This window comes from Pseudomonas sp. P9_2 (assembly GCF_034008255.1).
Classification (GTDB): domain Bacteria; phylum Pseudomonadota; class Gammaproteobacteria; order Pseudomonadales; family Pseudomonadaceae; genus Aquipseudomonas; species Aquipseudomonas synxantha_A.
The window spans coordinates 2,593,354-2,616,946 of record NZ_CP125376.1 but is presented as its reverse complement, the minus strand read 5'-3'; the positions used below and the strand labels follow the sequence as shown (position 1 = coordinate 2,616,946).

General features: G+C 58.4%; 17 protein-coding genes and 2 tRNA genes. 4 read left to right on the top strand and 15 right to left on the bottom strand.

Annotated elements, in window-relative coordinates; translation table 11 throughout:
• The first annotated feature begins 20 nt into the window (after positions 1–20).
• The 4 genes from pgi (at position 21) to QMK52_RS11650 (ending at position 7,841) form a co-directional block, all read left to right on the top strand.
• On the top strand, positions 21–1,685 hold the full coding sequence (gene pgi / locus QMK52_RS11665) for a glucose-6-phosphate isomerase (RefSeq protein WP_005791464.1): 1,665 nt from the start codon (positions 21–23) through the stop codon (positions 1,683–1,685).
• A gap of 105 nt (positions 1,686–1,790) precedes the next feature.
• Positions 1,791–3,728 (top strand): acetate--CoA ligase, encoded by a 1,938-nt coding sequence (gene acs / locus QMK52_RS11660; protein ID WP_320404112.1) that lies wholly within the window; start codon positions 1,791–1,793, stop codon positions 3,726–3,728.
• A gap of 93 nt (positions 3,729–3,821) precedes the next feature.
• Positions 3,822–4,838, top strand: a complete 1,017-nt coding sequence (locus tag QMK52_RS11655) for a class I SAM-dependent rRNA methyltransferase (RefSeq protein WP_078822319.1) — start codon at positions 3,822–3,824, stop codon at positions 4,836–4,838.
• An 87-nt stretch (positions 4,839–4,925) separates the two neighbouring features.
• Positions 4,926–7,841: a DUF748 domain-containing protein gene (locus tag QMK52_RS11650; RefSeq protein ID WP_005791470.1), complete on the top strand. Its 2,916-nt coding sequence runs from the start codon at positions 4,926–4,928 to the stop codon at positions 7,839–7,841.
• A gap of 289 nt (positions 7,842–8,130) precedes the next feature.
• On the opposite strand, the gene QMK52_RS11645 is transcribed toward QMK52_RS11650, so the two are convergent.
• From QMK52_RS11645 to ftsH, 15 genes are all read right to left on the bottom strand, one after another.
• Positions 8,131–8,754 carry a BON domain-containing protein gene (locus tag QMK52_RS11645; RefSeq protein WP_320404111.1) on the bottom strand — a complete coding sequence of 208 codons (624 nt, stop codon included), beginning with the start codon at positions 8,752–8,754 and terminating at the stop codon, positions 8,131–8,133.
• Positions 8,755–9,050: 296 nt separating this feature from the next.
• Positions 9,051–11,156, bottom strand: a complete 2,106-nt coding sequence (pnp, locus tag QMK52_RS11640) for a polyribonucleotide nucleotidyltransferase (RefSeq protein ID WP_005791474.1) — start codon at positions 11,154–11,156, stop codon at positions 9,051–9,053.
• A gap of 195 nt (positions 11,157–11,351) precedes the next feature.
• Positions 11,352–11,621, bottom strand: coding sequence for a 30S ribosomal protein S15 (gene rpsO, locus QMK52_RS11635; protein WP_003176135.1), 270 nt, complete (start codon positions 11,619–11,621; stop codon positions 11,352–11,354).
• Positions 11,622–11,736: 115 nt separating this feature from the next.
• Positions 11,737–12,654, bottom strand: a complete 918-nt coding sequence (gene truB / locus QMK52_RS11630) for a tRNA pseudouridine(55) synthase TruB (RefSeq protein WP_005791476.1) — start codon at positions 12,652–12,654, stop codon at positions 11,737–11,739.
• Between the two features lie 3 nt (positions 12,655–12,657).
• Positions 12,658–13,053, bottom strand: coding sequence for a 30S ribosome-binding factor RbfA (rbfA, locus tag QMK52_RS11625; RefSeq protein ID WP_003176137.1), 396 nt, complete (start codon positions 13,051–13,053; stop codon positions 12,658–12,660).
• Positions 13,054–13,212: 159 nt separating this feature from the next.
• The gene (gene infB, locus QMK52_RS11620; protein WP_320404110.1) at positions 13,213–15,729 is read right to left on the bottom strand and encodes a translation initiation factor IF-2; all 2,517 of its coding nucleotides are present in this window, start codon (positions 15,727–15,729) and stop codon (positions 13,213–13,215) included.
• 27 nt (positions 15,730–15,756) lie between these two features.
• Positions 15,757–17,238 (bottom strand): transcription termination factor NusA, encoded by a 1,482-nt coding sequence (gene nusA, locus QMK52_RS11615; RefSeq protein ID WP_005791481.1) that lies wholly within the window; start codon positions 17,236–17,238, stop codon positions 15,757–15,759.
• 47 nt (positions 17,239–17,285) lie between these two features.
• On the bottom strand, positions 17,286–17,744 hold the full coding sequence (gene rimP, locus QMK52_RS11610; protein WP_003235029.1) for a ribosome maturation factor RimP: 459 nt from the start codon (positions 17,742–17,744) through the stop codon (positions 17,286–17,288).
• A gap of 140 nt (positions 17,745–17,884) precedes the next feature.
• Positions 17,885–17,961 (bottom strand) — tRNA-Met (locus tag QMK52_RS11605).
• 96 nt (positions 17,962–18,057) lie between these two features.
• Positions 18,058–18,143, bottom strand: a tRNA-Leu gene (locus QMK52_RS11600).
• Positions 18,144–18,165: 22 nt separating this feature from the next.
• A complete protein-coding gene (gene secG / locus QMK52_RS11595) occupies positions 18,166–18,549 on the bottom strand; it encodes a preprotein translocase subunit SecG (protein WP_003194191.1) in 384 nt (127 codons plus the stop codon).
• Between the two features lie 4 nt (positions 18,550–18,553).
• A complete protein-coding gene (gene tpiA / locus QMK52_RS11590; protein WP_005791483.1) occupies positions 18,554–19,309 on the bottom strand; it encodes a triose-phosphate isomerase in 756 nt (251 codons plus the stop codon).
• 66 nt (positions 19,310–19,375) lie between these two features.
• Positions 19,376–20,713, bottom strand: coding sequence for a phosphoglucosamine mutase (gene glmM / locus QMK52_RS11585; RefSeq protein ID WP_005791485.1), 1,338 nt, complete (start codon positions 20,711–20,713; stop codon positions 19,376–19,378).
• A gap of 16 nt (positions 20,714–20,729) precedes the next feature.
• The gene (folP, locus tag QMK52_RS11580) at positions 20,730–21,581 is read right to left on the bottom strand and encodes a dihydropteroate synthase (protein ID WP_005791487.1); all 852 of its coding nucleotides are present in this window, start codon (positions 21,579–21,581) and stop codon (positions 20,730–20,732) included.
• 8 nt (positions 21,582–21,589) lie between these two features.
• Entirely contained in the window at positions 21,590–23,500 is a 1,911-nt protein-coding gene (gene ftsH / locus QMK52_RS11575; protein ID WP_032803717.1) for an ATP-dependent zinc metalloprotease FtsH, read from the bottom strand.
• Between the last annotated feature and the right edge of the window lie 93 nt (positions 23,501–23,593).

Sequence of the window (23,593 nt, the reverse complement as noted above, 5' to 3'; positions counted from 1 at the left end):
ATAAAAGGAAACCCGCAGCGATGGCGTACTACCGCACCCCTCACGACGTTACCGCTCTGCCCGCCTGGCAAGCGCTTGTTCAACATCGCCAAGCCATGCAGGATTTCAGCATGCGCGAAGCGTTCAATGCCGACCCTCAGCGCTTTTCCCAATTTACCTTGAGCAGCTGCGGACTTTTCCTCGATTACTCGAAAAACCTGATCACCAGCGAAACCCGCGACCTGCTGGTGGACCTGGCCAAGGAAGTGAACCTTAAAGGCGCGATTGATGCGCTGTACGCCGGCGAGCCCGTCAACTCTTCCGAAGGCCGCCCGGCGCTGCATACCGCCCTGCGCCGCCCGGTGGGTGACAAGCTGTCGGTCAACGGCGTGAACATCATGCCGGACGTGCACAAGGTGCTGAACCAGATCACTGACCTGGTCGGCCGCATCCACGACGGCCTGTGGCGTGGCTACACCGAAAAGCCGATCACCGACGTGGTGAACATCGGCATCGGTGGTTCGTTCCTCGGTCCGGAACTGGTCTCCGAAGCACTGTTGTCCTACGCCCACAAAGGCGTGCGTTGCCACTACCTGGCGAATATCGACGGCAGCGAGTTCCACGAGCTGACCATGAAGCTGCGCGCCGAGACCACGCTGTTCATTGTCTCGTCCAAATCCTTCAACACCCTTGAAACCCTGAAGAACGCCCAGGCCGCCCGCGCCTGGTACCTGGCCCAGGGTGGTTCGGAAGCTGAGCTGTATCGCCACTTCATCGCCGTTTCGAGCAACAACGCGGCGGCCGTGGCCTTTGGTATTCGCGAAGAGAACATCTTCCCGATGTGGGATTGGGTAGGTGGGCGTTACTCGCTGTGGTCGGCGATTGGCTTGCCAATCGCCCTGGCCATCGGCATGTCCAACTTCAAGGAACTGCTGTCGGGTGCCTACACCATGGACCAGCACTTCCTGAACGCGCCGTTCGAAGCCAACATGCCTGTGCTGCTGGGTTTGCTGGGCGTGTGGTACGGCAACTTCTGGGGCGCGCAGAGCCATGCGATCCTGCCGTACGACCATTACCTGCGTAACATCACCAAGCATTTGCAACAGCTGGACATGGAATCCAACGGCAAGAGCGTGCGCCAGGACGGCACGCCAGTGTCCACCGATACAGGCCCGGTGATCTGGGGCGGCGTAGGCTGCAACGGGCAGCACGCTTACCACCAGCTGCTGCACCAAGGGACGCAACTGATCCCGGCCGACTTCATCGTGCCGATCGTCAGCTTCAACCCGGTCTCCGATCACCACCAGTGGCTATACGCCAACTGCCTGTCCCAGAGCCAGGCACTGATGCTCGGCAAGACCCGCGGCGAAGCCGAAGCCGAGCTGCGTGAAAAGGGCCTGCCGGAAGCGGAAGTGCAGAAGCTGGCACCGCACAAGGTGATCCCGGGCAACCGTCCGAGCAACACCATCGTGGTCGAACGCATCAGCCCGCGTCGCCTCGGTGCGCTGGTGGCGATGTATGAGCACAAGGTGTTCGTGCAGAGCGTGGTCTGGGGCATCAACGCTTTTGACCAATGGGGCGTTGAACTGGGCAAAGAACTGGGCAAAGGCGTTTACAACCGCCTGACGGGCGCCGAAGAAACCTCAGCCGAGGACGCTTCGACCCAGGGCCTGATCAACTACTTCCGCGGTCGTCACCGCGGCTGATGCTGATCACTCAAGGCCAACGTCTGTTTGGACGTTGGCCTTGAACCCTCCCACCACAGGGTGCATCTTTATCACTTGTCGCAAAAACAAGAATAAGGATCGCTCATGTTCGATATCAGCACGTTTCCCACCGCCGATGCCGTCCGCCGGGCTGCGCAACTCAGTCAAGAGGACTATCAGCGCCTCTATCGCCAATCCATCGAACAGCCGGACACTTTTTGGGCCGAACAGGCCAAGGCCTTTCTGGACTGGATAACACCGTGGCACACCGTCCAGCAGTCAGACATCAATACCGGTGCCGCCCAATGGTTTGCCGGCGGCCAACTGAACGTCAGCTACAACTGCATTGACCGTCACCTGGCGCAACGCGCCGATCAGCCGGCCTTCATCTGGGAGGGCGACGATCCGTCAAAATCCTCCACGATCACTTACCGCCAACTGCATCAAAACGTCAGCCGCCTGGCCAATGTGCTGAAAAACCGTGGCGTGAAAAAAGGCGACCGCGTGTGCATCTACATGCCGATGATCCCGGAAGCGGCCTACGCCATGCTGGCCTGCACGCGAATTGGCGCGGTGCACTCAGTGGTGTTTGGCGGGTTTTCGCCTGACGCCCTGCGTGACCGTATTCTCGATGCCGACTGCCGCACCGTGATAACCGCCGACGAAGGCGTGCGCGGCGGCAAGCCCGTGGCGCTGAAACAGAATGTCGATAAAGCCCTGGCCAGTTGCCCGAACGTCAGCACGGTGCTGGTGGTCGAGCGCACCGGAGCCAGCGTGAACTGGAACGAGGGCCGCGACCTCAAGTACCAAGCGGCCCTGGACGCCGCCAGCGACAACTGCCCACCCGAGCCGATGGACGCCGAGGATCCGCTGTTCATCCTCTACACCTCCGGCAGCACCGGCAAACCCAAGGGCGTGCTGCACACCACTGGCGGCTACCTGCTGCAAGCGGCGATGACCTTCAAGTACGTACTCGACTACCAAGAGGGCGAAGTGTTCTGGTGCACCGCCGATGTGGGCTGGGTCACCGGACATAGCTACATCGTCTACGGTCCGCTGGCCAATGGCGCTACTTCGCTGATGTTCGAGGGCGTACCGAGTTATCCGGACAGCTCGCGCTTCTGGCAGGTGATCGATAAACATCAGGTGAATATTTTCTACACCGCGCCCACCGCTTTGCGCGCCCTGATGCGTGAAGGCCACGGTCCATTGGAGAGCACCTCCCGCGCCAGCCTGCGCCTGCTGGGCAGTGTCGGTGAGCCGATCAACCCGGAAGCCTGGGACTGGTACTTCAATGCGGTGGGCGAACAGCGCTGCCCCATCGTCGATACCTGGTGGCAAACCGAAACCGGCGGCATCATGCTCAGCCCGCTGGTCAGCGCCCGGCGCATCAAGCCGGGCTGCGCGACACAGCCGATGTTCGGCGTACAACCGGTGCTGCTCGATGAGCAGGGCAAGGAAATCAGCGGCGCCGGCAGTGGCGTGCTGGCGATCAAGGCCAGCTGGCCGGGGCAGATTCGCAGCGTCTACGGCGACCCGCAGCGCATGGTCGACACCTACTTCAAGCCCTATCCCGGCTACTACTTCACCGGCGACGGCGCGCGCCGCGATGAAGACGGCGACTACTGGATCACCGGTCGCATCGATGATGTGATCAACGTATCCGGCCATCGCATCGGCACCGCCGAGGTCGAGAGTGCCCTGGTGCTGCATGACCAGGTCGCTGAAGCCGCTGTGGTCGGCTATCCCCATGACGTCAAGGGCCAGGGCATCTATGCCTTTGTAACGCCAATGAACGGCGTCGAGCCCAGCGATGCGCTGAAAAAGCACTTGCTGGACCTGGTCAGCAAGGAAATTGGCAGCTTTGCCAAACCGGAACTGATCCAGTGGGCGCCTGCCTTGCCGAAAACCCGCTCCGGAAAGATCATGCGGCGCATCTTGCGCAAGATCGCCTGCAACGAACTGGACAGCCTGGGCGATACCTCAACCCTGGCTGACCCAAGCGTCGTAGACGGGTTGATCGACAAACGCCTGAACCGATAGCGCTCAGGATAATCCCCGGCCTGTGCAGGCCGGGGTTAACTGTTAAACTCCGCGCCCCGATTTTCTTATTTTTCTGCAAGCAAGGCGCGCTTCATGACCCCCCTGAATCAGGCGCTGCGCGCCGCCCTCGATCACCGCCAAGACCTGATCAACGAACTGCACGCCCAGGGTACGGACTGCTACCGGCTATTCCACGGCAGCCAGGAAGGCGCCGGCGGCTTGACCATCGACCGCTACGGCCCGCAATTGCTGGTGCAGAGCTTCCATCAGTCGCTGGACAGCGCAGACCTTCTGGACCTGCATCAGCTGATCAACCAATACATGGGCCTGGAATTGCTGCTGGTGTACAACGACCGTGCCCGAGGCAACTCGCGTATCGATCGTGAAGACACGGTATACCGCGCAGAGCCTGCGGCGCTGGAAGATCTGGTCGGCCACGAGTGGGGCCTCAGCTACCGTGTGCGGGGGCGCCATGCCGGGCAGGACCCGTTGCTGTTCCTCGACCTGCGTAACACCCGTGGCTGGGTGAAGGATCACAGCGCCGGCAAAAGCGTGCTGAACCTGTTCGCCTACACCTGCGGCGTGGGCTTGAGCGCGGCCGCCGGCGGCGCACGCGAAGTGTGCAACCTGGATTTTGCCGAGGGCAACCTGGCGGTTGGGCGTGAAAACGGCCTGCTCAACCCACAATTGCCGAGCATGGAATTCGTACAGTCCGATTACTTCCCGGCCATTCGCCAACTGGCGGGCCTGCCGATCACCCAGCGTCGCGGCCAAAAACTGCCGAGCTATCCGCGCCTGGAGCAGCGCCAGTACGACCTGGTCCTGCTTGATCCGCCCGCCTGGGCCAAGAGCGCGTTCGGCACCGTCGACCTGCTGCGCGACTATCAGAGCTTGCTCAAGCCAGCGCTGCTGACCACCGCTGACAATGGCGTACTGATCTGTTGTAACAACCTGGCCAAAGTCAGCATGGATGACTGGCGTGAACAGGTGCTGCGTTGCGCAGAAAAAGCCGGTCGCCCAGTGCGCGACTGGCAGGTCATGACACCCGGGGCGGACTTTCCTTCCACGGATCAGCAGCCTCCGTTAAAGACCTTGATCCTGCATTTGTAGGAAGTTTCCCAGCGGCCACTGTTCTTCGGAACCGAATTACCGTGCCATACTCCAAGGCACTCTCGTTCGACACAGATGGCGTCACCCATGCCCAAAGGATTGATCCGCGCCGCAGGCGCCTTGTTGACCGCCCTGGCTTTGTACAGCTTGCTGGGCTTTCTGATTTTACCCGGCATCGCTCTTCGCATTGCCAACCAACAGTTGGCGAATTACGCCACGGTGCCGGCGCGAATCGAGCGCATCGAGCTCAACCCGTTCAGCCTGGAACTCACGCTGTGGGGCCTGAAGATCGGTGAGCCGGGCAAAGAACAAGTGGGCTTCCAGCGCTTTTACGCCAACCTGCAGGCCGACAGTCTCTGGACCCGCGCCCTGCACCTGGCCGATGTGCAACTGGACCAGCCCAAGACCGAACTGCTGTTCGACAAATCCGGCCAGTTGAACCTGGCGCAGTTGTTCAAACTGCCGCCGAGCGAACCGACTCCCGCAGATCCCGATGCCAAACCGTTCCCGCTGCGTATCGACAGCATCAAACTGGCGGGCGGCAATCTGCACTTCAGAGATCTGCGCCCCAGCGAACCTATCGAATTCCTCTACGACAAACTCGACTTCGAGCTGAAAAACCTCAGCACCCTGCCCGAAGACAACGCCGACATGACCCTGGTGGCCGCTGGCCCTGACGGCGGGCAGATCGACTGGAAAGGGAATGTCAGCCTGGTACCGATCACCTCCGAAGGTACCTTGAAGGTCACCGACGGCAAGATGAAAGCCTGGTGGCCGTATGTACGTGACGCCTTGCCGCTGGTGCTGGAGGACGGCGTGCTTAACTTCAGCACCGACTATAAGTTCAGCCTGGCCAAAGAGACCGAACTGAACTTGACCAACACCGCCGCCAGCATTGCGCCCTTCGCGATCAAGGCGCCGGATGGCCGGCCATTGGTACGCCTGGAACGCCTGGATGTCAGCGAAACCACGGTGGACCTGGCCAAGCAGCAAGTAGTTGTCGGCAAAATCCGCAGCAACAAGCTGGAAACCTGGGCCGCTCTTGAAGCCGATGGCCAACTCGACTGGCAGAAACTGTTCGCCAGCCAGCCAGGCAAGCCAGCACCAGCACCAGCCAACGCCGACACGCCTGAACCTCAACCGGCAGCGCCAAGCAAACCCTGGCAAGTGATGCTCAAGGATGTGCAACTGCGTAACTATCAGGTACATCTGGCCGACCGCCAGGCCAAACCTGCGGTGGCGCTGGAACTGGGCCCGTTGAATGTCGACATGCAGAACTTCGACAGCCTCAACCAAAGCCCCTTCACCTTGAAGGTCGATAGTGGCGTGGGCAAGCAAGGCAAGATCCAGGCAACCGGCGAGGTTAACCTCAACCCGGTCAGCGCCAAGCTGAAAGTGAATACCCAGGACATCGACCTGCGGGTGGCCCAGTCGTATATCAGCCCATTTATTCGCCTGGAACTGCGCAGCGGCATGTTGGGCAGCAACCTGGATGTGAACCTCAAGAGCACCGAGCCGTTGGCCCTGCAAATCACCGGCCGCGCTCAGGTCGATCAGTTGCATACCCTGGACACCCTCAAGACCCGCGACTTCCTCAAGTGGCAGCGCCTGGTACTGGAGGGTGTGAACTATCAGCACGGTCAGAGCCTGTCGATCGACAAGGTCAACCTGCTGCAGCCGTATGCACGCTTCATGATCAACGACGATCGCACCACCAACATCGATGACTTGCTGATTCCCCAGCCTGCCGACAGTGGTGCCAAATCAGCCGCCAAGCCGGCGGCCAGCAAAGACAAACCCTTGGGCATCCACATCGGGCAGATCGCAATTAACGATGGTTCGGCCAACTTTGCCGACTTTAGCCTCACGCCCAACTTCGCCACCGCGATTCAACAGCTCAACGGCCAGATTGGCACCATCGATAGTCGCCAGGCCAAACCGGCCAGCGTCGATATCAAGGGTAAGGTAGACCGTTACGCCCCGGTGACCATCAAGGGCAGCGTGAACCCGTTTGATCCGATGGCAGCCCTGGATATCGCAACCAGCTTCAAACGTGTCGAGTTGACCAACCTGACACCTTACTCGGGCAAGTTCGCAGGCTTCCGTATCCGCAAGGGCCGGCTGAATCTCGACTTGCACTACGTGATCACCAAGGGCCAGTTGAAGGCCGAAAACAAAGTGGTGGTCGAACAGTTGCAACTGGGTGAGAAAGTCGACAGCTCCGATGCGGTGGACTTGCCGATTCGCCTGGCCATCGCCCTGCTCAAGGACAGCGACGGCAAGATCTCGATCGAACTGCCGGTCAGTGGCGACCTGAACAACCCGCAATTCAGCGTAATGCCGATTGTGTGGCAGACCCTGCGTAACCTCGTCGTCCGCGCAGCGACGGCGCCCTTCAAGTTTATTGGCGGGCTGGTGACGGGTGGCGGCTCTGAAGACTTGGGTAATGTTTCGTTCGCCGCGGGCTCCAGTGAGCTGAACAAAGATGCCGAGGGCGCGCTGAATACCTTGGCCAAGGCATTGAAAGAGCGCCCTACCCTGCGCCTGGAAATCGAAGGCACGGCTGCTGCCAGCAGCGACGGGCCGTTCCTGGCGGCACAGCGACTGGAACGTGAATACCAGTACAACTACTACAAGATCCTCCAGCGCCGTGGCGACAAAGTCCCGGCCCAAGCTTCGTTGCTTGAAGTGCCCGAGAAAGAAAAAGCACCGTTGCTGGAAGGTATCTACCGCACCCGTCTTAAACAGCAACCTCCCGCCGAATGGAAAGACCTGGGCAGCGATGAGCGCTCGGCGAAGCTCAAAGAGGGTGTGATCAAGTTCTGGAGCGGCAGTGATGTGCTGCTGCGCCAACTGGGCCAGGAGCGCGCCAGTACCATCAAGGATTACTTGGTGGACAAGGGCCAGTTGGAAGACGACCGGGTGTACTTCATTGATGCGCAGCTGGGGCAGGCGGAGAAAGATGGTCGCGTCATCACCCCAATGCATCTGGATGCTGAGTAACTTCTGAGCAACGCCTATCCTAATGTGGGAGCTGGCTTGCCTGCGATAGCACCACCTCGGTGCAACTGAATGACTGAGGTGCCAGCATCGCTGGCTAGCCAGCTCCCACATTTTTGGGGGGGCTGGCAGTTTTTGTTTCAACCCCAAAATAGAACAGGCCCCGACACAAGTGCCGGGGCCTGTAATGACCACATCCGTGTGGTCGGTCGCATGAACTCCAGAGGTGCATCGGGTGGATAACTAGCTCACCCTAAGCCGCCGCTATATCGTTCAGACGAAACCTTGAACGTTACTCTGCTTTCAGGCCGTCGGCCGATACAGCTTTAACGCCTTTGATTTTCTTGGTGATGGCAACCGCAGTTTCTTTCTGCGATGCAGTCACAGCAGTCGGGGACGACAGGGAAACTACACCTTTGTTGGTCTCGACCTTGATATCAGTGCCAGGAATACCTTTTTCGGTAATCAGGTCAGCCTTCACTTTGGTGGTGATCCAAGTGTCGCTGGTGGTTTCTTTGGCATCAGCAGCCGCACCTTTGGTTTTGTCGATGCCGTCAGCTTTGACAGCGCCGCCAGCCAGCAGGCCGTCAGCCGAAACAGCACTCACACCTTTGATTTTCTTGGTGATGGCTACAGCAGTCGCTTTCTGCGAGTCCGAGATAGCTACGTCCGAAGATAGGGAAACCACACCTTTGTTGGTTTCTACCTTGATGTCGGAGCCTGGGATGCCTTTTTCAGTCAGCAGGTCTGCTTTGACTTTGGTGGTGATCCAGGTATCCGAGGTGGACTCTTTAGCCTTGGTCATTTCGCCAGCTGCCAGGGTCATTGGCGCCTGGGTTGGCTGAGCGAAGGCGGCGTTAGCCATGGCCAGGGTCAGAGCGGTAGCAGTTGCGGTAGCGAGAGCGAACTTCTTCATACGAGTAACTCCTGTTTTATTAAAAGTCTGCAGCGTGTGAACCTTGATGCGGCAGCGTTAACAGGGATAGTGCAGGCGGCGTGCCAAGTGGGATAACAGGACAAAATCGTTATAAAACAACAAGTTAAAAAACAGCGCGCTTTTCGAAATCGTGCAAGTTGCATGAAGCAGGTCGTGCCTGCGTGCAAGTTGCGGTTTTTTGCAGGCGACTAAACAACTGATTTTAGGGGAATTTCCTTCTCCCACAAAAAAGGGACTCCGAAGAGTCCCTTTTTTTCAGCTAGAACGCGGGGTGATTAAACGCCCGAAGCCTTGGCTGCTGCTACGTCCTTGATGGACAGCTTGATACGGCCGCGATTGTCCACGTCCAGTACCAGCACTTCCACTTCCTGGCCTTCTTTGAGAATGTCGGTCACTTTCTCAACACGAGCGTCGCTCAGCATGGAGATGTGAACCAGACCGTCTTTGCCCGGCAGGATGTTGACGAATGCGCCGAAGTCGACGATGCGCTCAACCTTGCCGACGTAGATCTTGCCGATCTCGGCCTCAGCGGTAATGCCCAGGACGCGCTGGCGTGCAGCTTCAGCCGCTTCCTTGGTTTCGCCGAAGATCTTGATCGAGCCGTCGTCTTCGATGTCGATCGAAGCCTTGGTCTCTTCACAGATCGCACGGATGGTCGCGCCGCCTTTACCGATAACATCACGGATTTTGTCGGTGTCGATTTTCATCGCGATCATGGTCGGAGCGTTTTCCGACAGTTCGGTACGCGACTGGCCAATGATCTGGTTCATCTGGCCGAGGATGTTCAGGCGCGCTTCCAGGGCTTGGCCCAGAGCGATTTCCATGATCTCTTCGGTGATGCCCTTGATCTTGATGTCCATCTGCAGCGCGGTTACGCCTTTAGCGGTACCGGCTACTTTGAAGTCCATGTCGCCCAGGTGGTCTTCGTCGCCCAGGATGTCGGTCAGGATGGCGAACTTCTCGCCTTCTTTAACCAGGCCCATGGCGATACCGGCAACCGGCGCCTTCATCGGCACACCAGCGTCCATCAGCGCCAGGGAAGCACCGCAAACGGAAGCCATCGAGCTGGAACCATTGGACTCAGTGATTTCCGATACGACACGGATGGTGTACGGGAACACGTCGGCAGCCGGCAGCATCGCAGCAATCGAACGACGGGCCAGACGGCCGTGACCGATTTCACGACGACCAGCACCACCCATGCGGCCACACTCGCCCACCGAGAACGGAGGGAAGTTGTAGTGCAGCATGAACGGGTCTTTTTTCTCGCCTTCCAGGGTGTCCAGCAGCTGTGCGTCACGGGCAGTACCCAGAGTCGCAACTACCAGGGCCTGGGTTTCACCACGGGTGAACAGCGCCGAACCGTGAGTCTTGGGCAGCACGCCGACTTCGATGTTCAGCGGGCGCACGGTGCGAGTGTCGCGACCGTCGATACGTGGCTTGCCGTTAACGATGTTTTCGCGAACGGTGCGGTATTCGATTTCACCGAATGCAGCCTTGACGTCGCTGGCAGAAGGCTGGCCTTCTTCACCGGACAACTTGGCGACAACCTGATCCTTCAGCTCGCCCAGGCGAGCGTAACGGTCGGCCTTGACGGTGATGGTGTAGGCGTCGGAGATGGCAGCGCCGAACTCGGAGCGGATAGCGCCCAGCAGGTCGGTAGCTTCCGGAGCAGCAGCCCAGGTCCAGGTTGGCTTGGCAGCTTCGGCAGCCAATTCCTTGACCGCGTTGATTACCACCTGGAACTCGTCGTGAGCAAACAGTACGGCGCCCAGCATCTGGTCTTCGGTCAGCTCTTTGGCTTCCGACTCAACCATCAATACGGCTTCGGAGGTACCGGCAACGACCATGTCCAGGCTCGAAGCTTTCTGCTGCTCGTAGGATGGGTTCAGCAGGTAACCTGTGCTTTCGTGGAAAGCAACGCGAGCGGCGCCGATTGGGCCATCAAACGGAATACCGGAGATAGCCAGCGCAGCCGAAGTACCGATCATCGCAGCGATGTCCGGATCGGTCTTTTTGCTGGTGGAAACGACGGTGCAGACAACCTGCACTTCGTTCATGAAGCCTTCCGGGAACAGCGGACGGATCGGACGGTCGATCAGTCGGGAGGTCAGGGTTTCTTTCTCGGAAGGACGGCCTTCGCGCTTGAAGAACCCGCCAGGGATCTTACCGGCAGCGTAAGTCTTTTCCTGGTAGTGAACGGACAGAGGGAAGAAGCCCTTGCTCGGGTCAGCGGTCTTGGCGCCAACCACGGTCACCAGTACGGTAACGTCGTCGTCAACGGTAACCAGCACTGCGCCAGAGGCTTGACGGGCGATACGGCCTGTCTCGAGGGTAACGGTCGACTGACCGAACTGGAATTTTTTGATAACCGGGTTCACGGTGTCCTACCTTCTTTGTGGCTCTTGGGGGAACTTGTCTTCTTGCGAAATTCTTGGGCAATGTCGGGAATCGGCCCGACCCTCGTCCAGGGTAAAACGTGTATCCAGATAAAACTTGAGGCTGGGAGCCTACCATGGGCCAGCGGGAATCCCACTGGCACACGGCAGACAACCAACCTCTAGCGCAATCGCTGATTAGCGACGCAGACCCAGGCGACCGATCAGAGCCTGATAACGACCCAGATCCTTGCCTTTCAGGTAGTCCAGCAGCTTACGGCGCTGGTTTACCATGCGGATCAGACCACGACGGGAGTGGTGGTCTTTACCGTTGGCCTTGAAGTGACCTTGCAGTTTGTTGATGTTGTGGGTCAGCAGTGCAACTTGCACTTCTGGCGAACCAGTGTCACCAACAGCTTGCTGATAGTCAGCTACGATTTGTGCTTTTTCTTGAACGTCGAGAGCCATGAGGCAATCCTTTTTTCAGGAAACCACCCAAGGGGTGATCTCAATAGGCCGAGGGCATACCCCCGTATCTATAAATGAGAAGTGACCATGCCTATTAACAGCCACCCTCGTTCGGTCATTCTGACCGAATCAGTCGACGCGGCGCGATGCGCCCGTCTTCGCTCACTTCACCGATACCGATAAAGCGACCGTTATGATCCTGTACTCGCACCATGCCGAACTTCGGGGCATCCGGGGCGCGTACCGGCTGGCCGTTGAGCCAGTAGAACGCGCTGTGCTCCGAGAAGTGCAGCAATGGCCAATCCAGCAAACCGCTGTCCGATGGCATCAGGAAGCGATCAACCGCTTCGTTGCCGCCTTCGGCGTGCACCGCTTCCAGCTCTTCCAGCGTGACCGTCTGGGCCAGGGTGAAAGGGCCGGCCTGGGTACGTCGCAGTTCAGCTACATAAGCACCGCAGCCCAGCTTCTCACCAATATCTTCCACGAGGGTACGGATATAGGTGCCTTTGCTGCAGTCCACCGCCAATCGAGCAGTGTCACCTTCACAAGCGAGCAATTCCAGCCGGGCAATAGTAACAGAACGCGGTTCGCGCTCCACCACTTCGCCCGCACGTGCCAGCTTATAAAGAGGTTGCCCATCCCGCTTGAGCGCCGAGTACATCGGCGGTATCTGACTGATTTGCCCACGAAAAGCAGGTAATGCAGCTTCGATATCCGCACGACCAACGGTCACGTCGCGAACCTGCAAAACATCACCTTCGGCGTCTGCCGTGGTGGTTGTCTTGCCCAGTTGCATGAGGGTTTCATAACCCTTGTCTGAATCAAGCAGGTACTGCGAGAACTTGGTGGCCTCACCAAAGCACAACGGCAGAACGCCGGTGGCCAGTGGATCCAGGCTGCCGGTGTGTCCCGCCTTCTCGGCGTTAAGCAGCCAGCGGACCTTCTGCAGCGCTGCATTGGAGGTGAAACCAATGGGCTTGTCGAGCAGAATGATGCCACTGACGTTGCGACGGATACGTTTGACCTGAGCCACCGCTTACTCCTTGGCGTCTTCAGGTGTGGACGGATGCTGGCTGTCTTCAGCCACGGCGCGCTCGATCAAGGCCGAGAGGTGCGCGCCACGCACGACGCTTTCGTCGTAATGGAAGTGCAACTGCGGAACGCTGCGCAGCTTCATTTCGCGGGCCAACTGCATCCGCAGGAAACCTGCGGCGGAGTTGAGCACCTTGATGCTTTGCGCGATTTCTTCGCTGTTGTCCTGCCCCATCACGGTGATGAAGATTTTGGCATGACCCACGTCACGGCTCACTTCAACGGCGGTGATGGTGACCAGGCCAACGCGCGGGTCTTTAACTTCGCGACGGATCAGTTGAGCCAGCTCACGCTGCATCTGATCGCCGATACGCTGGGTACGGCTGTATTCTTTTGCCATGTCTTGTTACCTGTTACTGCCACACGGTGAAACCCGTGGGGTCTGAAAGCGGCAAACGCCCGGCCTGACAAAAGCCAGACCGGGCGTTGCGTTTAGAGTCCGGACACGGCGCGGGGCAAGTACATGCCCACGCGCTGTGTGGCTCCTGAAGTGCGCGAGTTAGAGGCTGCGAGCAACCTGAACCTTCTCGAAGACTTCGATCTTGTCGCCAACCTTGACGTCGTTGTAGCTCTTGACGCCGATACCGCATTCCATGCCGGCACGTACTTCGGCAGCGTCATCCTTGAAGCGGCGCAGGGATTCCAGCTCGCCTTCGAAGATAACGATGTCTTCACGCAGTACACGGATCGGACGGTTACGGTACACGGTGCCTTCGACAACCATGCAACCGGCGATCGCGCCGAATTTCGGCGAGCGGAACACATCACGCACCTCGGCGATACCCAGGATGTTCTCCCGGACGTCGCTGCCAAGCATACCGGTAAGGGCTTTCTTGACGTCTTCGATGATGTCGTAGATGACGTTGTAGTAACGCATGTCCAGGCCTTCCTGCTCGACGATCTTGCGAGCGCCAGCATCGGCACGCACGTTGAAGCCGAACAGTACAGCGTTGGAAGCCAGTGCCAGGTTGGCGTCGGATTCGGTGATACCACCGACACCGCCACCGACAACACGCACTTGCACTTCGTCGTTACCCAGGCCGTTCAAGGCGCCGTTCAACGCTTCGAGGGAACCACGGACGTCGGATTTGAGGACGATGTTAAGCGTCTTCTTCTCTTCCTGGCCCATGTTCTCGAAGATGTTTTCCAGCTTGCCGGCGTGAGCACGGGCCAGCTTGACTTCGCGGAACTTGCCTTGACGGAACAGAGCCACTTCACGGGCTTTCTTCTCGTCGGCAACTACGCTCATCTCGTCGCCAGCGTCCGGCGTACCGTCCAGGCCGAGGATCTCGACCGGGATAGCAGGACCTGCTTCCTTGATTGGCTTGCCGTTCTCGTCGAGCATGGCACGTACACGGCCGTAGTTCGAACCGACCAGCACCATGTCGCCTTGGCGCAGGGTACCGTCTTGAACCAGCACGGTCGCGACCGGGCCACGGCCCTTGTCGAGGCGCGATTCAACCACTACACCACGGCCAGGAGCCGAAGGCGTAGCAGTCAATTCCAGGACTTCAGCTTGCAACAGGACCGCTTCGAGCAGTTCGTCAACGCCGGTACCCATTTTCGCCGAGACCGATACGAATGGCGTCTCGCCACCCCATTCCTCGGATGTCACGCCGTGAACCGACAGTTCGCTACGGATGCGATCGAGATCGGCGCCCGGCTTGTCGATTTTGTTCACGGCTACAACCAGAGGAACACCGGCAGCCTTGGCGTGCTGGACAGCTTCAATGGTCTGCGGCATTACGCCGTCGTCCGCTGCAACCACCAGGATCACGATGTCGGTCGCCTTGGCACCACGGGCACGCATTGCGGTAAACGCGGCGTGACCTGGAGTGTCGAGGAAGGTGACCATGCCGCGTTCGGTTTCAACGTGGTATGCACCGATGTGCTGGGTAATACCACCGGCTTCGCCTGCGGCAACCTTGGCACGACGGATGTAGTCGAGCAGGGAAGTTTTACCGTGGTCAACGTGGCCCATTACGGTCACAACCGGCGCACGGGAAACTGCCTCGCCTTCAAACTTCAGGGACTCGGCCAGGGAATCTTCCAGGGCAGTGTCGCTGACCAGGGTCACTTTGTGGCCCAGCTCTTCAGCAACCAACTGGGCAGTTTCCTGATCCAGTACTTGGTTGATGGTGGCCGGGGTGCCCAGCTTGAACATGAACTTGATGATTTCAGCAGCCTTGACCGACATCTGCTGGGCCAGATCGCCCACAGTGATGGTCTCGCCGATCTTCACTTCACGCACGACAGGGCCGGTTGGGCTCTGGAAACCGTGGGCGTTGCGTTTTTTCAGCTTGGCCTTGCCGCGACCACCACGACGGAAGCCATCGCTTTCTTCGTCGGTAGTACGTGGGGCAACGCGTGGAGCAGGCGCTTTCTCTTTGACCGAGGCACGATGCGGAGCGTTTTTGCGCTCGCCATCGCCACCACCACCGCGACGATTGTTATCGTCGGCACGTGGTTTGTCCGGACGACGAGGTTCGTCGCGCTTGCGGGCGTCGGCTGCAGGAGCAGGCGCAGCAGCAACCGGGACGGCCTCACGCACAGCTTCAACAGGAGCGGCAACCGCTTCAGTGTTGGCAGGTTGCGCAGCAGCAGGCTGGCGACGCGCTTCTTCTTCGGCGCGACGCTTGGCTTCTTCTTCAGCCTTCTGGCGAGCAGCATTTTCTACTGCGCGACGTTCATCCAGCTCGCGTTTGCGCTCGGCTTCGATTTCTTCCGGGCTGCGCTGTACGAAGACTTTCTTCTTGCGTACTTCTACGCTGATGCTCTTGCTACCCGCAACACGCAGGGTGCTGGTGGTTTTGCGCTGCAATGTAATCTTGCGCGGTTCTTCCACTTTCGCCTTGTGGCTGCTCTTCAAGTGAGTCAGCAAAGACTGCTTCTCACTATCGCTCACACCTTCATCGGCGGCGGTGTGCGGCAGACCTGCCTCACGCATCTGCTGCAACAGGCGCTCTACCGGTGTTTTGACCTCATCGGCCAGTTGTTTCACCGTGACTTGCGTCATGCACTTCTCTCCTCAGGCCGCGCCTAATTACTCGAACCAATGGGCTCGGGCGGCCATGATCAACTTGCCGGCACGATCTTCGTCAATGCCGTCGATGTCGAGCAGATCGTCAATAGACTGCTCGGCCAGGTCTTCGCGGGTAATTACGCCGCGCACCGCCAGTTCCATCGCCAAATCCTTGTCCATACCCTCAAGCGAGAGCAGGTCTTCGGCCGGATGGGCGTCTGCCAGCTTTTCCTCAGTAGCGATGGCTTTAGTCAACAAACGATCCTTGGCCCGAGCGCGAAGCTCGTTGACGGTGTCTTCGTCAAAGCCGTCGATGTTGAGCATTTCTTCCAACGGTACGTAGGCAATCTCTTCCAGGCTGGTGAAGCCTTCATCTACCAGTACCTGTGCCAGGTCTTCATCGACTTCCAACTCTTCGATGAAGTTGCGCAGGATGTCACCGGTTTCAGCTTGCTGCTTAGCCTGGATGTCCGATTCGGTCATCACGTTCAGGGTCCAGCCGGTCAGTTGGCTGGCCAGACGCACGTTCTGACCACCACGACCAATGGCCTGAGCCAGATTGTCTGCGCCAACGGCGATGTCCATTGCATGGGCATCTTCGTCAACGATAATTGCCGCCACTTCAGCCGGCGACATGGCGTTGATCACGAACTGCGCCGGGTTATCGTCCCACAGGACGATATCCACACGCTCACCGCCCAATTCGCCCGACACTGCCTGGACGCGCGAACCGCGCATACCGATGCAAGCGCCTTGCGGGTCGATGCGTTTGTCCTTGGAGCGAACCGCGATCTTGGCACGCGAACCCGGATCGCGGGACGCAGCCATGACTTCGATCAGACCTTCGGCAATTTCCGGCACTTCGATGCGGAACAGCTCGATCAGCATTTCCGGCGCGGTACGCGACAGGATCAGCTGAGGACCGCGGTTCTCGGTGCGGATTTCCTTGAGCAGCGCACGCAGACGCACGCCGACACGGAAGGTTTCGCGAGAGATGATGTCTTCGCGGGCCAGCAACGCTTCGGCGTTGTTGCCCAGGTCGACGATCACATTGTCGCGGGTAACTTTTTTCACGGTGCCGGAGATGATTTCACCCAGGCGCTCGCGATAAGCGTCAACGACTTGAGCGCGCTCGGCTTCACGAACCTTCTGCACGATGACCTGCTTGGCGGTCTGTGCAGCAATACGGCCGAATTCGATCGATTCGATCTTTTCTTCGACGACATCACCGACCTGGGCGCCCGGGTGCGTTTGCGCAACCTTGCTCGGCCAGGTTTCGATGGCCGGATCATCAAGATCGGCTTCTTCGACGACCGTCCAGCGACGGAAAGTCTCATAGGCACCGGTGTGGCGGTTGATTTCCACACGCAGATCAACTTCGTCTTCAAAACGCTTTTTGGTAGCAGTGGCCAGGGCCAGCTCCAGCGCTTCAAAAATCACGTTTGCCGGTACGCCCTTTTCATTGGATACCGACTCAACAACCAGCAGTACTTCTTTGCTCATCGTACGCCTCGCCTTTCGCAAGCCATTGGATCCGCGGGATCCGCGTCTCAGTCAAAACTGGGAATAATGTTGGCCTTGTCGATCATATCGATCGGCAACAGGAACTCATGGTCTTCTACCTGCACCACGACATCCTGTTCTTCTACACCGCGCAGAAGGCCCTGAAAGTTGCGTCGCCCTTCGAAGGGCGAACGCAGCTTGATCTTCACTTGTTCACCGGCAAATTTTGCAAACTGATCAATAGTGAACAGTGGGCGTTCCATGCCTGGCGAGGAAACTTCAAGGGTGTATTCAACGGAAATCGGATCTTCAACATCCAGCACACCGCTGATCTGACGGCTGACAATGGCACAATCGTCCACCAGCACGCCGCCCTCTTTATCGATATAAACGCGCAACATTGAGTGGCGACCTTGAGCCGAAAACTCAATACCCCAGCATTCATAGCCTAGGGCCACGACCACCGGGGCCAGCAAGGCCTGCAACTCTTCTAGCTTGCTCGACACCTGAACCCCCTCGTGCATGTATGTGCATGCTGTGCAAAATAAAAAAATGGGCGAAACGCCCATCCTTGAAACGCCGTCGAACAGCGGCGTTGAAAGTGTCCAGCTAACAAAAAGCCCCTTAAAAGGGGCTCCGCTAAAACTGGTTGCGGGGGCCGGATTTGAACCGACGACCTTCGGGTTATGAGCCCGACGAGCTACCAGACTGCTCCACCCCGCGACAAAGCTGGGGCGGAAGTATACGACCGATCCCTTACAGGGTCAATGTAACCTTCCACCTACAAGAAAGCCCGCAACAGCGGGCTCTCCTGATAATTGGTACCGAGAAGGGGACTCGAACCCCTACACCCTATGGGCACAACCACCTCAAGGTTGCGTGTCTACCAATTCCACCACCTCGGCAATACAGCGCTTACAACCCTTCTTACTTCTGCTCTTGAGCTGGAGGTACGTCAGTCGCTGGAGTAGCCGACTTTTGCTCTTGAAGCACCGGGACATCATCAGAAGCCGGTTTTGCTTTTGGAACTTCCAACACTGCTGGGTTTGGCAAACCTACCTGAGTCAGCACATGAGCTTTCTCTTTAGCAAAGTAACCTAACCCTAAGCTGGTTATGAAGAAACCTGCGGCAAGTATAGCAGTAAACTTACTAAGAAAGGTAGAGGAACCTTGGCTTCCGAACACAGTATTTGAAGCACCTGCACCGAAAGACGCACCAGCATCCGCACCTTTACCCTGTTGCAACAAAACCAGAGCAACTACGCTCAGGGCAGCCAACAGATGAAAAACGACTACGACTGTTTCCAGCATTTTTTCAGTTTCCCGCGGCGCGACAGATCGCACCGAACTCATCTGCATTCAGGGAGGCTCCACCAATGAGCCCCCCATCGATATCCGGCATGCCGAACAGTTCGACCGCATTGGCCGCCTTCACGCTGCCGCCGTATAGAAGCCGCACACCTTGCGCGACTTCAGAATTCTCTGCCGCCAACTGCGCGCGGATGGCTGCGTGCACATCCTGCGCCTGTTGCGGTGTAGCAGTCAGTCCGGTGCCAATGGCCCAGACCGGCTCGTAAGCAATAACCGCCTTTGCAAACGCCCCAACACCCAGCTCCTCGATGATGCTGCCCAGCTGACGCGAGACAACTTCAAGAGTCTTGCCTGATTCGCGCTGCTCAAGGGTCTCCCCTATGCACAACACCGGAACCAAGCCACAAGCCTGTGCCGCGGCGAACTTGCGGTTGAGCGTCGCATCCCGCTCGCCCATCATCTGACGGCGCTCGGAGTGCCCGACAAGTACATAGGCACACCCTGCATCAACCAACTGACTCGGCGAAATCTCACCGGTCAATGCGCCTTGCATGGGCTCCACCGCAGAATTCTGCGCGCCGACCTGGATCGACTTGCCCTTCAAGCCATCAACCACTTGGTTGATATGCAAGCAAGGCGGGAAAACCGCGACATCAACACCGCTAGGCAAGGCCAAGTGACGAAGGCCATTGATCAGCTCAGCGACACTGGCGCGGGTACCGTGCATCTTCCAGTTACCAGCTACCATAGTGCGACGCATGCTGTACCCCGTCGGTCAAAGTGGGCGCAGATGTTACCCAACCACACCATCACTGGCAAGCCGAATTCAGGCGCAAACTTCAGTTACCAGTTTTGCCAGGTCTTCGGCATGGCCGCGAACCTGGGTTTCGTCCTCGCCTTCGACCATGACACGCACCAGAGGCTCAGTGCCCGACTTGCGCAACAACACACGCCCACGCCCGGCCATTGCCTGGGTAACACGCTCACAAGCCTCTTTGACGGCAGGGTGCTCGATTGGATTTTCACCACCGGCAAAACGCACATTGAGCAGCACCTGCGGACACTTGCGCAGGGCCTGACGCGCCTGCGCCAGGCTCTCGTCACGACGACGCAAGGCCAGAAGCACCTGCAGCGCAGCGATGATGGCGTCGCCCGTAGTCGTATGCTGGAAGCATACGACGTGTCCCGAGTTCTCGCCGCCTACCAGCCAGTTACGCTCCAGAAGCTCGGCGATCACATAACGGTCGCCGACATTGGCGCGGATAAACGGAATACCCAACTCCGCCAATGCCAACTCAAGCCCCAGGTTGCTCATGAGGGTACCCACAACGCCGCCCTGCAGCTTGTTACGCTCATGCAGATCACGGGCAATGATGAACAGCAAATCATCACCATCCACAATCATGCCGGTGTGATCCACCATCAGCACACGATCGCCGTCGCCATCGAACGCGATACCCAGGTCCGCATGTTCGGCCAGAACCGCCGCCTGCAGTTGCTCCATGTGCGTGGAGCCGCAGTTGTCGTTGATGTTCAACCCGTTAGGCTGAGCCGACAGCACGGTGACCTGCGCTCCCAGCTCCTTGAAAACACTTGGCGCTACCTTGTAGGTCGCACCATGGGCGCAATCGACAACGATCTTCAGCCCGGCAAAATTGGTACTGCTCGGCACGCTGCTTTTGCAGAATTCGATATAACGGCCGGACGCATCATTGATACGCGACACCTTGCCCAGCTTGCTGGATTCAACCACCGTCATCGGCGCATCCAGCAGCTCTTCGATCATCAACTCGATCTCGTCAGGCAACTTGGTACCCTGCCCCGAGAAGAACTTGATGCCATTGTCGTCATGCGGGTTGTGCGACGCACTGATCACAATACCGGCTTCAGCGTGAAAGGTACGCGTCAGGTAAGCGATCGCCGGCGTCGGCATGGGCCCCAACAGCATTACGTCGGCGCCGGCAGCAGATAAGCCTGCCTCAAGCGCGGATTCAAACATATAACCCGAAATACGGGTGTCCTTGCCAACCAGGATCCGGCACGCCCCCATGCTGCGGAACGCCATGCCTGCCGCCCAACCCAACTTGAGCATGAAATCAGGGGTAATCGGAAACTCGCCAACCCGACCACGGATGCCGTCGGTGCCAAAGTATTTTTTAGTCATAAGTGCTCCATCATTCTTATTCGGCTGATTCTACAGCGGCAATCATGCGCACCACATCCACCGTCTCGGCGACATCATGCACACGCAAAATACGAGCGCCCTTGGTCACGGCAAGCGCTGCAAGGGCGAGGCCGCCGTACAAGCGCTCACCCACCGGGCGATTCAAGGCCAGCCCTATCATGCTCTTGCGCGACACACCGACCAGCAGCGGCCGACCAAGGGCATGCAGCGCCTCCATATGCTTGAACAGGCTTAAATTATGTTGCAGGGTCTTGGCGAAGCCAAACCCCGGGTCAAGGATGATCTTTTCGCACGCGATGCCCGCCTCGACACACTGAGCGATCCTGTCTGCCAGGAACCCAGTGACCTCGCCGACCAGGTTGTCGTAGTGAGGACTGTCCTGCATGTTACCGGGCTCACCCAGCATATGCATCAGGCACACCGGCAGGCCGGTCGCTGCAGCGGCATCGAGAGCACCGTCACGCCGCAACGAACGCACATCATTGATAAGCCCCGCCCCCAGACGCGCGGTTTCACGCATTACCGCGGGAGTTGAAGTGTCCACAGAAATGATCACATCCAGCTCACGGGCGATACGCTCGACAATGGGCGCTACCCGCTCAAGCTCTTCCAACGGGGACACCACACGAGCCCCAGGCCGAGTGGACTCGCCGCCCACATCAATCAAGGTCGCACCGGCAGCCACCATCGCCTCGGCATGACGCAACGCAGCATCCAGCTGGCTGAAACGGCCACCATCGGAAAAGGAATCGGGAGTTACATTGAGAATACCCATGACATGCGTATGGGCCAAATCAAGAACCCGGTTGCCGCAAGGCAACCGGGTAGAGGACAAAGCAGAAGTCATTTCAAACCTTAGTGGTCAGCTGCCGGGCCGCCGATCGGGGTCTCAGGGCGTTCGTTCTGAACGACGGGTGGGGTACCCGAAGTACCTGAACCACCTTCCCAATCGCGAGGCTCACGCGGTGTACGACCGGCCATGATGTCGTCGATCTGATCGGCATCAATGGTCTCGTACTTCATCAGCGCATCAGCCATGGCATCAAGCTTGTCGCGGTTATCGGTGAGGATCTGCTTGGCCGTGCCGTAACACTGGTCAATGATGCTGCGAACTTCGGAGTCGATCAGCTTGGCAGTCTCACCGGAGAAGCTGGCACTTTGACCGCCACCACCACGACCGAGGAACACCTCACCCTCTTCCTCTGCATACATCAAAGGACCGAGTTTTTCCGACAACCCCCACTTGGTCACCATATTTCGTGCAATCTGGCTGGCACGCATGATGTCATTGGAAGCACCTGTGGTGACGCCGTCGAAGCCCAAGGTCATCTCTTCGGCAATCCGCCCGCCATACAGCGAACAGATCTGGCTGATCAATGCGCGCTTGGAGAGGCTGTAGCGATCCTCTTCCGGCAGGAACATGGTCACACCCAGCGCACGGCCACGAGGAATGATCGACACCTTGTAGACCGGGTCATGCTCAGGCACAACGCGACCAACAATGGCGTGACCGGCTTCGTGATAAGCCGTGTTCTGCTTCTCTTTCTCGGACATGACCATGGATTTGCGCTCAGCGCCCATCATGATCTTGTCTTTTGCCAATTCGAACTCTTTCATTTCAACGATGCGCTTGCCGGTACGGGCAGCAAACAACGAAGCCTCGTTGACCAGGTTGGCCAGGTCGGCACCGGAGAAGCCAGGCGTACCACGAGCAATCACAGCCGGAGCCACGTCGTCACCCATTGGCACCTTGCGCATGTGTACTTTCAAAATCTGTTCACGACCGCGGATATCCGGCAGGCCAACCACGACCTGACGGTCGAAACGGCCCGGGCGAAGCAACGCCGGGTCCAGTACGTCCGGACGGTTGGTCGCGGCGATGACGATAATGCCGTCATTCATCTCGAAACCATCCATCTCTACCAGCAACTGGTTGAGGGTCTGCTCACGCTCATCATGACCACCGCCCATGCCAGCGCCACGATGGCGACCAACGGCATCGATTTCGTCGATGAAGATGATGCACGGCGCATGCTTCTTGGCCTGTTCGAACATATCGCGAACACGGCTGGCGCCCACACCGACGAACATCTCGACGAAGTCAGAACCGGAAATGGTAAAGAAAGGCACCTTGGCTTCGCCGGCAATCGCCTTGGCCAGCAAGGTTTTACCGGTACCCGGAGGACCGACCATCAACACGCCGCGAGGAATACGACCACCCAGGCGCTGGAACTTGCCCGGATCACGCAGGAACTCGACCAGCTCACCCACTTCTTCCTTGGCTTCGTCGCAACCTGCAACGTCAGCCAGAGTAGTCTTGACCTGGTCCTCGGAGAGCAGGCGCGCCTTGCTCTTGCCAAAGCTCATCGGCCCGCCCTTGCCTCCCGCACCACCTTGCATCTGGCGCATGAAGAACATGAACACGGCGATAATCACCAGGATCGGGAAGCTTGCCACCAGGAGCTGAGTCCAGATGCTTTGCTGTTCAGGCTGCTTGCCTTCGACAACCACGTGGTTATCCACCAGGTCACCGATCAGACCGTTGTCCTGGATTGCCGGACGAATGGTCTTGAAGCTGTCGCCGTCGTTGCGCTTACCGGTAATCACGTAGCCATCAACCGCTACGCGCTCGACCTTGCCATCCTTGACTTGCTGGATGAAGTCGGAATAGTTGAGGGTCTGTGGCTCGTTAGGGCTGGAGAAGTTGTTCATCACCGTCACCAGGACAGCCGCGATGATCAACCACAGGATCAGATTCTTTGCCATATCGTTCAATTAACTACCCTCTGAAGCAAGCTCCGCTACTGGCGCGCGCTTCGCATGATATTCACCGGCCTAACTTACTACATTACCTACAAC

Bases quoted from the DNA above. Each gene is read 5' to 3' on its own strand.
- nusA (WP_005791481.1), bottom strand. From the start codon at position 17,238: ATGAGCAAAGAAGTACTGCTGGTTGTTGAGTCGGTATCCAATGAAAAG.
- infB (WP_320404110.1), bottom strand. From the start codon at position 15,729: ATGACGCAAGTCACGGTGAAACAACTGGCCGATGAGGTCAAAACACCG.
- folP (WP_005791487.1), bottom strand. From the start codon at position 21,581: ATGACTTCTGCTTTGTCCTCTACCCGGTTGCCTTGCGGCAACCGGGTT.
- rbfA (WP_003176137.1), bottom strand. From the start codon at position 13,053: ATGGCAAAAGAATACAGCCGTACCCAGCGTATCGGCGATCAGATGCAG.
- tpiA (WP_005791483.1), bottom strand. From the start codon at position 19,309: ATGCGTCGCACTATGGTAGCTGGTAACTGGAAGATGCACGGTACCCGC.
- ftsH (WP_032803717.1), bottom strand. From the start codon at position 23,500: ATGGCAAAGAATCTGATCCTGTGGTTGATCATCGCGGCTGTCCTGGTG.
- QMK52_RS11655 (WP_078822319.1), top strand. From the start codon at position 3,822: ATGACCCCCCTGAATCAGGCGCTGCGCGCCGCCCTCGATCACCGCCAA.
- QMK52_RS11645 (WP_320404111.1), bottom strand. From the start codon at position 8,754: ATGAAGAAGTTCGCTCTCGCTACCGCAACTGCTACCGCTCTGACCCTG.
- secG (WP_003194191.1), bottom strand. From the start codon at position 18,549: ATGCTGGAAACAGTCGTAGTCGTTTTTCATCTGTTGGCTGCCCTGAGC.
- glmM (WP_005791485.1), bottom strand. From the start codon at position 20,713: ATGACTAAAAAATACTTTGGCACCGACGGCATCCGTGGTCGGGTTGGC.
- rpsO (WP_003176135.1), bottom strand. From the start codon at position 11,621: ATGGCTCTCGACGTTCAAGAAAAAGCACAAATCGTAGCTGACTATCAG.
- acs (WP_320404112.1), top strand. From the start codon at position 1,791: ATGTTCGATATCAGCACGTTTCCCACCGCCGATGCCGTCCGCCGGGCT.
- QMK52_RS11650 (WP_005791470.1), top strand. From the start codon at position 4,926: ATGCCCAAAGGATTGATCCGCGCCGCAGGCGCCTTGTTGACCGCCCTG.
- pgi (WP_005791464.1), top strand. From the start codon at position 21: ATGGCGTACTACCGCACCCCTCACGACGTTACCGCTCTGCCCGCCTGG.